The 13891-nt window shown below is 47.2% G+C and carries 11 protein-coding genes; 7 read left to right on the top strand and 4 right to left on the bottom strand.

The window, feature by feature from the left end:
- Window positions 1–36 precede the first annotated feature (36 nt).
- Window positions 37–1314: a glutamate/aspartate:proton symporter GltP gene (gene gltP / locus DRW41_RS21270; protein ID WP_115454029.1), complete on the bottom strand. Its 1278-nt coding sequence runs from the start codon at window positions 1312–1314 to the stop codon at window positions 37–39.
- Between the two features lie 311 nt (window positions 1315–1625).
- A complete protein-coding gene (gene uptA, locus DRW41_RS21265) occupies window positions 1626–2207 on the bottom strand; it encodes an undecaprenyl phosphate transporter UptA (RefSeq protein ID WP_115454028.1) in 582 nt (193 codons plus the stop codon).
- A 140-nt stretch (window positions 2208–2347) separates the two neighbouring features.
- On the opposite strand from uptA, the gene DRW41_RS21260 reads away from it, so the two are divergent.
- A complete protein-coding gene (locus tag DRW41_RS21260) occupies window positions 2348–3271 on the top strand; it encodes a Gfo/Idh/MocA family protein (protein ID WP_115454027.1) in 924 nt (307 codons plus the stop codon).
- Between the two features lie 120 nt (window positions 3272–3391).
- Here the strand turns inward: DRW41_RS21260 and DRW41_RS21255 are convergent, their stop codons facing one another.
- On the bottom strand, window positions 3392–5056 hold the full coding sequence (locus DRW41_RS21255) for a mechanosensitive ion channel (RefSeq protein ID WP_115454026.1): 1665 nt from the start codon (window positions 5054–5056) through the stop codon (window positions 3392–3394).
- Between the two features lie 163 nt (window positions 5057–5219).
- Here DRW41_RS21255 and DRW41_RS21250 point away from each other — a divergent pair, with 163 nt between their 5' ends.
- Window positions 5220–6110, top strand: a complete 891-nt coding sequence (locus DRW41_RS21250) for a diacylglycerol/lipid kinase family protein (protein WP_115454025.1) — start codon at window positions 5220–5222, stop codon at window positions 6108–6110.
- Window positions 6111–6140: 30 nt separating this feature from the next.
- Here the strand turns inward: DRW41_RS21250 and mgtE are convergent, their stop codons facing one another.
- On the bottom strand, window positions 6141–7499 hold the full coding sequence (gene mgtE, locus DRW41_RS21245; protein WP_115454049.1) for a magnesium transporter: 1359 nt from the start codon (window positions 7497–7499) through the stop codon (window positions 6141–6143).
- 269 nt (window positions 7500–7768) lie between these two features.
- On the opposite strand from mgtE, the gene DRW41_RS21240 reads away from it, so the two are divergent.
- The 5 genes from DRW41_RS21240 to cshA all read left to right on the top strand — a co-directional run bounded on the left by DRW41_RS21240 (window position 7769) and on the right by cshA (window position 13879).
- The gene (locus tag DRW41_RS21240) at window positions 7769–8545 is read left to right on the top strand and encodes a hypothetical protein (RefSeq protein ID WP_115454024.1); all 777 of its coding nucleotides are present in this window, start codon (window positions 7769–7771) and stop codon (window positions 8543–8545) included.
- A gap of 331 nt (window positions 8546–8876) precedes the next feature.
- Entirely contained in the window at window positions 8877–9947 is a 1071-nt protein-coding gene (locus tag DRW41_RS21235) for a D-alanine--D-alanine ligase (RefSeq protein WP_115454023.1), read from the top strand.
- Window positions 9948–10043: 96 nt separating this feature from the next.
- Window positions 10044–11432, top strand: a complete 1389-nt coding sequence (locus DRW41_RS21230; RefSeq protein ID WP_115454022.1) for a UDP-N-acetylmuramoyl-tripeptide--D-alanyl-D-alanine ligase — start codon at window positions 10044–10046, stop codon at window positions 11430–11432.
- A gap of 37 nt (window positions 11433–11469) precedes the next feature.
- Complete coding sequence (locus DRW41_RS21225) at window positions 11470–12183, top strand: alpha/beta hydrolase (protein WP_115454021.1); 714 nt, start codon at window positions 11470–11472, stop codon at window positions 12181–12183.
- A 217-nt stretch (window positions 12184–12400) separates the two neighbouring features.
- The gene (gene cshA, locus DRW41_RS21220) at window positions 12401–13879 is read left to right on the top strand and encodes a degradosome RNA helicase CshA (protein ID WP_342772010.1); all 1479 of its coding nucleotides are present in this window, start codon (window positions 12401–12403) and stop codon (window positions 13877–13879) included.
- Window positions 13880–13891 lie beyond the last annotated feature (12 nt).

Genomic DNA, 13891 nt, shown 5'->3' with positions numbered 1-13891 from the left:
GCTGCCCCATTTAATAAGGGCAGCCCATAAGAGAAATTATAGAGTTGCTGGTTGGCCATCTTTGACTTCTGCAAGGTATGCAGCAGCCTTGGTTTCGTCGTATTGCTTTTCCCACTTCGACATGACAATGGCGGCAAGCGAGTTGCCGACAACATTCACTGCTGTCCTGGCCATGTCAAGGATCCTATCGATACCAGCGATAAACGCGAGCCCTTCAAGCGGGATGCCCACCGTTCCGAGTGTCGCCAAAAGGACGACGAATGATACTCCTGGAACACCGGCAATCCCTTTGGATGTCACCATTAATACTAGCAAAAGCGAAAGCTGCTGGCTGATGCTGAGATCGATGCCATACATCTGTGCAATGAAGATTGCCGCGAGAGCCTGATAAAGGGTTGACCCGTCCAGGTTAAAGGAGTAGCCTGTCGGGATAACAAAAGATGTGATGGCTTTCGGGCAGCCGAACTTCTCCATTTTTTCCATCAGCTTTGGCAGGACTGTTTCCGAACTGGCCGTAGAATAGGCAAGGATCAGCTCGTCCTTAAGGATTGTAAACAGATGGAAGATGTTGATTCCAAATAACCTGGCAGTTAAACCAAGGATGACTAACACGAAGAAAATCATCGTTCCATAGGTAATTAATAAGAGTTTGCTGAGCGGAATGAGGGAACTGACCCCGAATTTGGAGACAGTAACGCCAATCAACGCGAAAACCCCGAAAGGAGCAAACTTCATAATTTGATTCGTAACATAAAACATCGCATCAGCAGTGCCCTGGAAAAATGCCAGGACGGGTTTCCCCTTTTCGCCAATTGCGGCTACACCAAGGCCAAAGAACACGGAGAAAAAGATGATGGCGAGCATATCGCCTCTTGCAAGGGAATCAATAATATTAGTAGGAACTATGTTTACGAACGTATCGGCCATGCTATGGCTTTTAACCTCTTCTGTCGTGGACATATAGCTGCCGATATCGCCTTTAGTGAGGGAGCCCATATCAATCCCTGTTCCAGGATGGAAAATATTAGCCGAAAGCAATCCGACCAAAATGGCGATTGTCGTGATAACCTCAAAATAGAGGAGGGTTTTGCCGCCCAATTTTCCAAGTTTTTTAATATCGCCTACCCCGGCGACACCAACAATGATACTGGAAATGACGATTGGCACGACAATCATTTTAATAAGGCGTATAAAAATAGTACCAATTGGCTGTAAATAAGCCTGTACAGATGGATTTCCGTAAAAAACAGCCCCAATGGCGATACCGAAAATAAGGCCAATCAGGATTTGCCAAGCCAAACCTATTCTTTTCATAGATCTATCCCCTTTGCTCGTAAGTTGCACCTTCGAAAAAAACATATTCTTCATTTTAAATTCCGGAAAAATTCAAGTCAATGTAAATATACGGCAGTGTGATGAGCAGCAAAAGATGTCAGAAAAAAAACAATTTTGGCATGAGGGATTGTGGGAGGCAATCCAATGCCTTGGGGGATTTGTGAAATGATAAAAAGGGATGATTTTACTTTAACAGGTTTTCTGTTGAATTTTGTGACAAAACAGGGACAATTTTAAGCATTCGACATATTTTTTTTTGCAAAAAAAAATGCCGGGAGTCCGGCAATCGATCATTTTTTTCGTTTAATGTAAATGTAGACAGCGCCGAGGACGATGGCGGCCCCTAGTGCCGGAAGGACATATGGCTGTGCGACTTCCTTAATATTCGCCCAGTTTTCACCTAGGACAACTCCAAGATAAAGGAAGAAGATTGTCCATGGAACGACTGCCGCGACAGTGTAAAGGATGAACTTTGACACGGGCATTTTCGAAATGCCTGCCGGAATGGAGATCGCATGCCTTACAACTGGAATGAATCTGGCGGAAAAGATGACGCCCGCGCCATATTTTTTGAACCATTCTTCGGATAAATCAATGTGGTGGCGATTGATGAATACATACTTTCCGTACTTCTCGAGAAATGGACGGCCCCCGTAATAACCGGCCCAATACAGGAACAGCTGGGCAAAAGTGCCGCCGATTGTCCCGGCAACCACCGCGAGCGGAAAATTGATCGTCCCCTGTGAAATCATATACCCGCCATAGCCAAGGACAATTTCACTCGGGATGATTTCAATCATGAGGCCGAGGGCAATCCCGAAATATCCGAGTTCGGACAGGGCAGTCAATATACTAAAAATAAACTCTTTCATGTCGCACCTGCTTAATAGTAATATCGTATTCTAGTTTATCTCAGAATGGGGAGAGATACAATTACGGCCTTCGCTTGCCTGAAAAATGGAAAAGGGAGTATGGTAGGGATGAAAAAGGATGAAAGCGGGAGGGGTATAAAATGCAGATAGGGGTCATCGGGCTCGGCGATATCGCCCAAAAAGCGTATTTGCCTATTTACGGGAAAATGGATGGAGTTCAATTCCATCTCCATACGAGGAACGTGAAAAAGCTGGACGCTCTTGGTGACAAGCACAGGTTTACCCGGCGTTATGCCAGGCTGGAGGATTTACTTGAGAGCGGAATATCGGCGGCGTTCGTCCATTCTTCAACCGAATCGCACGCCGCAATTGTCCGTGAGCTTCTGCAGCGGGATATCCATGTATTTGTTGACAAACCGATTACCGACCAATTATCCGAGGCTGAAGGACTTGTCCGGCTCGCAAATGAGCGGAAGCTGATATTAATGGTTGGATTTAACAGGCGATACGCCCCGGCAATCCGGGCATTAAAGGAAGTGGCCCAACCCAATATGGTCATTGTCCAGAAAAATCGTCACTCACTTCCTGGAGAGATCCGCTCCTTCATATACGATGATTTTATCCATGTGGTGGACACCATTCGCTTCCTGTTTCCTTATCCAATAGACAAGGTTATTGTAAACGGAAGGCAAGAGGGGGGAAAACTCTGCCATGCCGTTGTCCAGCTCGTCTCACGAATGGGAACCGCGATTGGGATTATGAACAGGGACAATGGAACTATGGAAGAAATCGCGGCAGTGATGGGCCCTTTGGAAAAACGGACAGCATATAACTTATCAAGGTTAATTGTATCGAAAGGCATTGAAGAAACTGAAATTCGCGGGAATGATTGGGAAGAAACGCTTGTAAAGCGTGGCTTTCCCGAGATGGTGAATGATTTTCTTCAAGCGGTCCGGACCGGAACCTCTCCGAAAATTTCCGCTTTTGACGCACTGGAAACCCACAGGCTATGTGAAGAAATTATTGTGAAATTGTCCGGGGATTTCAATCAAACGTTTGATTGAAATCTGCAGGATCTTTGTACCGAAACGGTTAGCGCTGTAAAGGGATTTTTCTTTATTCGTTTTCAAAAGCTATTTTAAAAAAACCACTGCCTGAAGTGCTCCGGCAGTGGTTTTACATTCTTACAGGTTATGAAAAGGATTATCGGGGTCATTCGGGTTATGGTTGTTTGGGTCGGTGAATGGTTTGTTTTGATTGTTTGGTCCCGGTTGCCCGCCTGGATTCATTTGGTTCCCTGGCTGCCCACCAGTACCCATCTGAAATTCGCCCTTACCCGCGGGTGGTTTTACAACCGTTGTCTGTTCAAGCTTTTGGTCGAAGCGCGCGAGATATTTTGCCGCGAACTCCCGGCCCCCAAGGCCGAAGGAAAGACCGAATGCGAGAGCGAGGCCTCCCAATGTCAAAATAAAGGCGGCATTGACGATGGAAGCGGCAACCCCAAGCTGGTCCAGTGCCATGAAAATCGAAATGGCAATGACTGCATATTTCGCTACAGAGGAAAGCAGGCCATAATGTGGGCCCTGAAGCATGCTTGCCAGAAGATTTTTGACAAAGTTGCCGACCCAAAGACCAACCATCAAAATAATTACCGCCGCAAGCACATTTGGCAAGTAGGCAATCACACCGGTGGCTAGCGTAACTAGGAAATCCAGGCCGACTAGGTTCAGTGCTTCAACTGTGAACAGCAGAACAATGAGTACTTGCGCGACTGTCCCAACAATCTTTGATAAAGATACTGTCGCGGCCGCGCCTTTCCCAATTCCAATTCCTCTCAGGAAGCCGTTGAAACCGGCTCTGTCGAGCAATCCTGAAACAAAGCTATTTACCCATTTCCCAATCCAGATGCCAACAAGCACCATTAGGATGGCGACAATAATATTCGGGATCATCGCCAGGACATCATTCAGCATATGGATGGCAGGAGTGGAAATCCCTTTTAAATCAAGCCGTTCGAGCGCTGCGATGACAGTCGGAATAAGGATTAGGACAAAAGCGATTGTCCCGATTACCGAGGATAGGCTTGTTCCTTCAAACAGCCGTTTCGCGCCAAACCGTTCAACTAGCCTTTCCAAGCCAATCCCTTGGAGCAGATTGGTGACAATATCGCGGACAAGCTTAGCGATGAACCAGCCGACCAGGATAATCAGGGCGGCGGAGAATAGCTTTGGCAGGAAGGAGAGCATGCTGCCGAGCATATTGGAAAAAGGTTCGGAGATGCCGTGGATATTAAGCGCGGCGAGCACTCCCGGAAGGAACATGAGCAAGACTAGGTAAAATACAATCTTGGCGATTCTGTCTGCGAGCTGGCCGGGCCCTTCGCTATCTTTTGTGATGTTCAGCTTCTGGGCCAATTGGTGGACCCTCAGTGTCCGGCCGCCTTTTTTAATCAAGTAACTTAAACCGGTAGCCAAAAGCCATGCAACCGCCAGGATGAGCGCTGCCTTTAACAGGCTCGGAATCGCTGAGGTTATCGCTGTAAGCATGGCTACAAGCGGCCCGGCAATAATGTTCAATCCAAGAATGTTGAAGAATAGGATGAAAACGAACACTAAGAGCAGATAATAGATGACCTTGCTGATAATTTTTTCCGACGAAAATTTCTTGTCCGTAGCGGATGCAAACAAGCGATTGTCGAGATTCGATTTAAGCAATGCTTTGTATACGCCTTTTTCAATCGCCTTTGCAATAAACCAGCCGATAAGAAGAACGGCAAGCGCGACGAGGAAATCGGGAAGGCTGTACACGATCCGATCCCAGCCGCTCCAAAATTGATAGTTATTTTCCAATATTCTTCACTCCTTCTGATTTTCGATATATTCGGGATATTGGTGATATACCCGACAACGAACTGGCTAAACTGTTAACTTTTTTGGGAATGTTAGCACGGAGGGAGAAGGTGGGTATAGGAATGAAAATGGAAATGGAAATCATCATGAGGAGGAGAGGGGCATGGCCACTTTTAAACGGGCGGTCCTGATTTACAACGGCAACGCGGGCCAGAAGAGTATAAGGAAAGCGCTGGGTGAATGCATCCCGATTCTGAGCCCCGGAATAGAAGAACTGTTGCTTTTAAAAACGGAACGGCCAGGCCATGCCCAGGAGCTTTGCTCGAAATATGGTGAGTGGGCGGACCTTGCCATCATCCTTGGAGGGGATGGAACTGTCCATGAAGGCATTAATGGCCTTTGCCCGCTTGAGAAACGGCCGCTGCTGGCCATTTTGCCAGGAGGGACATGCAATGATTTCGCAAGGACTCTCGGCATCCCGCAGGATATCCAAAAAGCCGCGGAGGCGATTCTTTCGGGAACCCCCATTCCGATTGACGCCATGGAAATCAATGGCCAGTACGCCCTGAATTTTTTAGGGATCGGACTCGTGGCGGAGGCGTCCAATAATATAAAAGGATCCGAGAAAGCGCTTCTAGGGAAGGTAAGTTATTATTTAAGCGCCATGAGAACAATGAGGGAGATGGAGCCATTCCGGTATACGATTGACTGTGACGGGGAGCGCTTTGCCGGGGAAGCGGTTATGGTCCTAGCCGCGAACGGGCGGTATATCGGGACAAATGAGCTGCCATTCCAAAATATTGAAATTGATGACGGAAAGGCGAATATTTTTATTATCAAGAATACGAGTTTGGCGCTTGTGAAAGAAATATTGGCTACGGATGTTACACTCCCTGATGGCGGCCCGGCGAATGAACTGCTCCATTGCAGCGGAAGGAAGATTGCAATTCATACGGCAGGAGCGATGGATGCTGATACGGATGGGGAGGTATACCTTGAAACCCCTGTGTTAATTAACGTGTTAAAACACCACTTATTCGCCATCGCCCCATAAAATAATACAAAAAAAGGGGCGGATGCCCCTTTACATTAGCTTGTGTATGAACAATGTCGCGATTCCGAAATAGGTGATGAGGGAAAAAATATCGTTCAGCGTTGTAATCAGAGGCCCTGAAGCGACGGCCGGGTCTATTTTAAAATGATAGAGGACGATAGGAATGACCGTTCCCGCGAGTGTCCCGATAATCAATGTCAGGAAAAGTGAGCTTCCCACGACAATGCCTAGTATGAAGTTGCCCTGCCAGACATAGGCGATAACAGAAATAAGGATGGAGCACGTTAAGCCAATGATCAGGCCGACTCCAAGTTCCCTTCCGATCAGGCGGGTGATAACCTTTTTATCAATATCGTTCGAAATCAGCCCACGGACGACAACGGCAAGCGACTGTGTCCCGGTATTCCCGGTCATGCCGGAAATCATTGGCATGAAGAATGCGAGTGAAACTGCTTTTTCTAACGTTTCTGAATAGGAACTGATGATTTTTCCCGAGACCAGACCTATAAACAGGAGAAGTATGAGCCAGGGAAGCCTCCTATATGCGGCAACGAATGCCTTTGTGTCAAAGTCGATTGATTTACCAGAGGCCGAAAGTTTTTCGATGTCTTCGTTCGCCTCCTGGATCACAACGTCGATAATATCGTCGACGGTCACGATTCCAACAAGTACATTTTCAGCATTCACGACTGGTATGGCCATGAAGTCATACCGTTCAATCATCCTTGCAACTTCTTCCTGGTCCATCATATCGGATACGGAAATGACCCGTTCGTACATAATAGTATTAATGGCCTCATCCGCGTCGGCAATAAGCAGGTCTCGGTAGGAAACTACGCCCACGAGTCGCCTTTGTTCATCGATTACATATAAATAATTGAGGGTTTCGGCAAAATCGGCAAATGACTTGAGCTTGCCGACTGCTTCCCGGACTGTATAGTAATTCCGGATCCAGACAAACCGGTTTGTCATTAGCCTACCCGCTGTTTCCGGCGGATAGTTCATGATATCCCGGACGATTTTCGACTCTTCTTTTTTCATCCCGGACAGGAGCGCGGTTATTCTTTCTGGCGATAGCTCTTCAAGGAGGGAGGCAAGGTCGTCATTATCCATTAGGTCAAGGACTTTGCTTGTCTTTTCTATCCCCAGTTTATTCAGTACTTCATGCTGCTCATCTGTGTCAAGCTCCTCGAGTAAATCGGCGAGAAGATGCGGGTTCAGGAAAAGGAGGAAGCGTGTCTTGTGTTTTTCCGGAAAGCTTTCATAAAGCTTGGCCACGTCATAAGGCTGGAGTTCATCAAGAATCGCTTCGAAGTCCTTCTTTTTGTTTTCTTTGATGGCTTTGATTACCTGAAGGGTAATCTGATCCCCTGTCATGTTCTTAATCATGCGCTCACGCTCCTTTCCAGCAGCCTCGCTGCCATGTTTCATTATATGAAAATTGGCGGTGATTTGAAAATAAAAACCGAAAAAAGGCGGTTTGGAATTTGTTCTGTCACAGGATTCCCAAAATTTCGGGTAAATAGGCAAACGGCTCAGGGGCACCTTTTGTTTTAGGATTAAACATGTGTTTTTGTAAACGAATTGAAATGCGAATTTTCTCCCGGATTTTGTTATGATGGGTAGGGAACTTTAATTCAGATTGGAGGAGTATGCCTTTGAAAAAGCATAGTCGGGACTTACGCGACCTCATCTATGTCCATTTAAATCAGCAAGCCCAATATGTTATGTCCTGCGGCATCGAATTCAGTGAATTCGCCGCTGCTTTTTCAGGCTTTGCAAATCATCTCCTTTTATTGAAACACCAATTCGATGATGGGGAATTCAACCGCCATACAAGGCTTGAATATGTACCTAGGGATAAGATAGAAAAGCTTGCCCGTGAAGATGTAAATGGCTATGGGGACTTCTGCTGGGTCGATTTTGACGAAGAGGAAGGGCTCAATGAACTGAACGGCCAGGACCTTGCGGAATTGCTCTATCTTGGACACATCAAACAGCATTTAAAGCCTCCTTTTTATAATCAGCTTGGCAACCGGTTTGTTTACCTTGCCCATGACGATGGCTGGTTCAATAAGACGTATTATCGAAATCTGCTGGACTTTTTCACCATGCTGAGCAATGTCATTCCTTTAAAGCTTGGCGATTTGAAAGTGGAGAAAACCCTTTTCGGCATCAGGAAAAAACGTTCTTATCCAATCGTAAACAAGGAGCTGCTTCTCCCCCTTACGTCATTTATGAAGGAAGGTATCTGCATTTCAATCAGGGATGCCGATACCCAAAGGGGCAGGGTCGAAATCCCCATCTGGATCGTCGGCGATTTTGCGAACATGGACGACATGGCGGAAGCGTATGGGAGGTCTGTCAGAAAACCGTGCCATGCGAAACTCGTTTTTGATAAAAAAACAAAGGATTGGCGATTGTTCGTTAGTTAATCCAGACGGGCGTTATCAAGCTGGCAGCCCTTCGCATTCCATCCGGCTACATAAAAGGATTGGCGGTCCGAAAAGGATTATTTTTGCATACACCAGCCAAAAAGGGAAAAAGCCATAAAGCAAGTTTTTAAAAAGCTTTTCGGTATTGGGAATGGCAATATTCCAGTTGATTGGTTTTTGGCCGGGCCGCCGCCTTCATAAACTGATAAGAAACAATACGATATCTTACCTATCTTCCTTTCCGTGGTGGTAAAATAGGAAAGCCAGATTCATATAGCAGAAAAAATTGCCCATGATTTGCTTGAGGGCATTAATTTACGGAGGTTATCGCATGAAAACAAAACTGGGGTTATTATATGGCGGAAAATCCGCGGAGCATAAAGTTTCTTTGCAAACCGCCATGGCTGTAATCAAGGCGCTTGATGTTGAAAAATTCAATATTTATCCAATCTATATAACTGAAGAAGGAAGGTGGGTAAAAGGCCCGCAGCTTCAGGGGCCGGTCAGCTCTGTAAAAGAGTTGGAATTTTCCCCGGAATCGGAAGAAGGCAAGCTTGCCCCGGCTATTTTTGCCGGACCGCAAAGTGATGGCGGACTTGACGTGATTTTCCCGCTATTGCATGGGCCGAATGGGGAGGACGGGACTGTGCAGGGGCTTTTGGAATTGCTCAACCTTCCTTATGTTGGGAACGGTGTGCTCGCGTCCGCGGCGGGCATGGATAAAGTGATTATGAAAAATATTTTCGCCGAAGCAGGCCTTGCCCAGGTCGATTACACTTCCTTCATCCGCAGTGAGTGGGAGGCTGATAAGGCCGGAGCTTATGAGAAAGTTGAGCAAAAGCTTGGGTATCCATGCTTCGTGAAGCCCGCTAATCTTGGTTCAAGCGTCGGAATCAGCAAATGCCGGAACCGTGCGGAGTTGGAGCAAGCGTTTGGGGAAGCGTTCCTCTTTGACAGGAAGGTAATTGTTGAAGTGGGTGTCACCGCAAGGGAAATAGAAGTCGGCGTTCTAGGCAACGACAATCCGGACGTTTCGGTTGCCGGTGAAATCGTCCCAAAAACCGACTTTTATGATTATAAAGCAAAATACGAGGATGGGGACACAGCTCTCATCATACCGGCGGATATTGACGGCGCGGCGTACGAGCGGATCAAGGAAATGGCGGTCAAAGCCTTCAAGGCCCTTGATTGCTCGGGGCTTGTAAGGGCGGACTTCTTCCTGGCCGAAAATGGAACCGTCTTGATCAATGAAGTGAATACAATGCCTGGTTTCACTCCAGTCAGCATGTTCCCGCTTCTTTGGAAACATACCGGAGTGGAATATCCGGAGCTTATTGAGAGGCTGGTTAGCCTGGCCCTTGAAAGGCATGCGGAAAAACAAAGCATCAAATATACATTTTAGGAAAATGGCGGGCGGGACACGGCAGGAGCAGTGTCCTTTTTATGGCGATTGATGATACATTGGGCCATTTTGCGTTCTAAGTAGGAGGTAATCCGATTGATTCGGAAAACGATAAATGAAATCACAAAAATGATTTCCGTCCTGAACGATGCCTCACCCTTTGGTGAGTCAAGGATAAGCGGAGTTTGCATCGATACCCGTAAAATACGAAAAGGCAATTTATTCATCCCGTTTAAAGGTGAAAAGGTTGATGGGCATGAATATGTGGAAAGCGCGATTGAAAAAGGCGCCGCAGCAGCCCTTTGGCAGAAAGATGTACCGAATCCGCCGCAAGGCCTTCCGCTTCTAATTGTTGACAATTGCCTTGAAGCGCTTCAGGAACTGGCTAGAACCTACCGCCGCCAGCTTGGCGTAAAAGTAGTGGGGATAACAGGCAGCAACGGAAAAACAACCACTAAGGATATGGCTGCAAGCCTGCTCTCGGTAAAATACAAAGTGCAAAAAACGGAAGGCAACTATAATAACCATCTCGGCCTTCCACTGACAGTCCTGAATTTGGATGAGGACACGGATATCGCTGTCCTTGAAATGGGTATGAGCAGCCGCGGCGAAATTTCATTTTTAACCAGGCTGGCAAACCCCGAGGCTGTCATTATTACGAATATTGGAGAGTCCCACTTGCTCGATCTCGGGTCAAGGGAAGGAATCGCCGAAGCAAAGCTTGAAATTCTCGAGGGCCTGAAGGAAGGCGGAGTCGCGGTCATGAATGGGGACGAGCCGCTCCTGATGGAAAGGGTTTCCGGAAATGACGGCCATTATCTGCTGCAAACGTTTGGCCGTGGTGAATCAAATACTATATACCCTGTAGAAATTACCCAATCCGCGCATGGGAATGAATTCAGGGTGAACCTTTCGGATGGGCGTTTTTATCTGCCAGTCCTCGGAACGCACAATATTATGAATGCGCTGGCGGCCATGCTTGTCGCCCGCCACTTCTCTTTGTCATTCGAGGAAATGAAGGTTGGCTTGAAATCCGTAACGCTTACGCAGATGAGGATGGAGCTTTCGGAAGGGCGGAACGGGGAAAAAATCATCAACGATGCCTATAATGCAAGTCCGACTTCGATGAGTGCGGCGATTGAGCTTGTCGCCAATTTAGGCGGGTACGCGAAGAAGGTTCTTGTGTTGGGGGATATGTTGGAATTAGGACCGCTCGAGAAGGAATACCATCTTAAAATTGGTGAAATGCTTGACCCGGGGAAGATTGACCTCGTCTTTACTTATGGAAAGCTAGGTTCCCTGATTGCAGAAGGTGCGAGGAAGGTATTGGGGCAAGAGAGGGTTTATGCATTCGAAGACAAGGAAATGCTAAGCAGGGAAGTAAAAAAACATACGGATTCCCATACACTGGTTTTGGTTAAAGCTTCAAGGGGAATGAAATTGGAAGAAGTAGTCGCCTCCCTTCAAAAAGAAGGAAACCGTTAACGCATCATCATTCAACTAGCAACCGGAGTGATCAGGTATGATAGGCTGTTTATTCATCCATGGTTTTACCGGGGCTCCGTATGAAGTAGAACCGCTCGCGGACTATCTTAAAAGCATGCATCCCGGGTGGGCTTTCCGGATACCGACTTTGCCGGGGCACGGTGAAACCCTTTCCCTTCGCGGAATAAAATTCAACGAATGGATCTCCTGCGCTGAAAAGGAATATCTGGAGTTGGCTGAACAGTGCGATCAGGTATATGTGATCGGCTTTTCAATGGGCGGGCTGATTGCCGGATACCTTGCGGCGAATTACAAAGTGGATAAGCTGGTCCTTCTCAGCGCCGCTGCTTATTACCTTAATCCAAGGCAGATGGCTGCTGAGCTGAGGGAAATGGCCCGGGATCTGATTAACGGAACTTTGGAGGAAAATGAATTATTTTTGCGCTATAAACGAAAAATAACCGAAACCCCATTGTCCGCTGCCCTGCAATTCAGGAAGCTGGTCGGTTTCATCCGGCCGCAGTTGTCCCTGATCAAAACCCCAACCTTTATTGCCCAGGGGGAGAGCGATGGATTGGTACCTCCGAAGAGCGCAGAATTCCTGTATGAATCAATATCGTCGGAGAAAAAGCAGCTATCCTATATAAAAGAATCAGCCCACCATATTTGCCACTGCCGGGAAAGAACTGCCCTTTTTTCCCAGGTAGACGACTTTCTGGAGGGAATACCCGCCCTGCCTGAATCCTGTTAGCGCAGGTTTGCTTAATTGCAATATCCGGCTGGAAATGGTATGATAAGCACCAACGTGTCTAAAAGGTTGTCATATCAGGGCATACTCCTTTGGGAGAATGTCTTTTTTTTGCTAAAATAGGGAATTGAAAACGGAACAGTGCTCTTATGTGAATTCGGGACGTTTTTCTGCACGTATAAACTATATTTACAGGTACACATGAAGGAGAATGAAAACATTGACCAAGTTTGAAGATTTAGGCATCAGCCAACAAACCCTAAAAGCTGTCCTTAAAATGGGCTTTGAAGAGGCAACGCCAATCCAGGCGGAAACCATTCCGTTGAGCATGGAAAACAAAGACCTTATCGGGCAGGCCCAAACTGGAACAGGGAAAACCGCTGCCTTTGGGATTCCGCTCGTTGAAAAAATCAACCCTTCCAACCATGCCATCCAGGGAATCATCATTGCCCCAACCCGTGAGCTTGCCATCCAGGTTTCCGAGGAACTTTATAAAATCGGTGCTGGCAAACGGATTCAGGTGCTTCCTATTTATGGAGGCCAGGACATCAGCCGCCAAATCCGTTCATTGAAAAAAGGCCCGCATATCATTGTTGGTACTCCTGGGCGTATCCTCGACCATATCAACAGAAAGACAATGCGACTTGACCAGGTTCATACAGCCATTCTTGATGAAGCGGATGAAATGCTGAACATGGGCTTCATTGAAGATATTGAAACAATCCTCGCCGAGATTCCTGCCGAGCGCCAAACACTGCTGTTCTCTGCCACTATGCCGGCACCTATTCAGAGAATGGCCGAGAAGTTCATGAAAAACCCGCAAATTGTCCGTGTAAAAGCGAAGGAAATGACTGTTCCATCAATTGAACAGTATTATCTGGAAGTGCAGGAAAAGAATAAATTCGATGTCCTGACAAGGCTTCTTGATATCCAATCGCCGGAACTGGCCATCGTATTCGGCCGGACAAAGCGCCGTGTTGATGAGCTTGCCGAGGCGTTGACGCTCAGGGGCTATACAGCTGAAGGAATCCATGGAGACCTAACACAGGCAAAACGTATTTCCGTGTTAAGGAAATTCAAGGAAGGTTCCATCGATGTCCTGGTAGCGACAGATGTTGCCGCGCGCGGACTCGATATTTCAGGCGTTACCCACGTATACAATTTTGATATCCCGCAGGATCCCGAGTCATATGTCCATAGGATTGGACGGACAGGCCGCGCGGGTAAAACAGGCGTTGCTTTAACATTCATCACGCCGCGTGAAAAGTCTTATCTGGCAGTAGTCGAGAGGACAACGAAGCGCAAGATGGAACGGATGAAGCCGCCAACCCTTGATGAAGCGCTTGAAGGGCAGCAAAAAGCGGTTGTCGAGCGGATTGAACAAACAATTGAGTCCAATAACCTTCAATACTACAAGCAAGCTGCGGCTGAGCTTCTTGAGAACCATGATGCTTCGACAGTTGTTGCAGCTGTGTTGAAGATGCTGACGAAGGAGCCAGACCAAACTCCTGTCAAACTGACTGAGGAATCGCCTCTTCCACAAAGAAGGGACCGTGACCGAAAGCCATTCAACCGTGGCGGCCGCGGAGATTCCAAAGGCGGCTATGACCGCCGCAAAGGCTCTGGCCGCTACGGCGGCGAAAAGCGCCCATACGAAAAGCGCACTGGCGGAAAGCCGCGCAGCTTTAATAAACAGTAACCTTTCAAGACA

The sequence above is a fragment of the Neobacillus piezotolerans genome, from assembly GCF_003362805.1.
GTDB classification, from domain to species: domain Bacteria; phylum Bacillota; class Bacilli; order Bacillales; family Cytobacillaceae; genus Bacillus_D; species Bacillus_D piezotolerans.
This window is presented reverse-complemented; position numbering and strand designations above follow the sequence as displayed.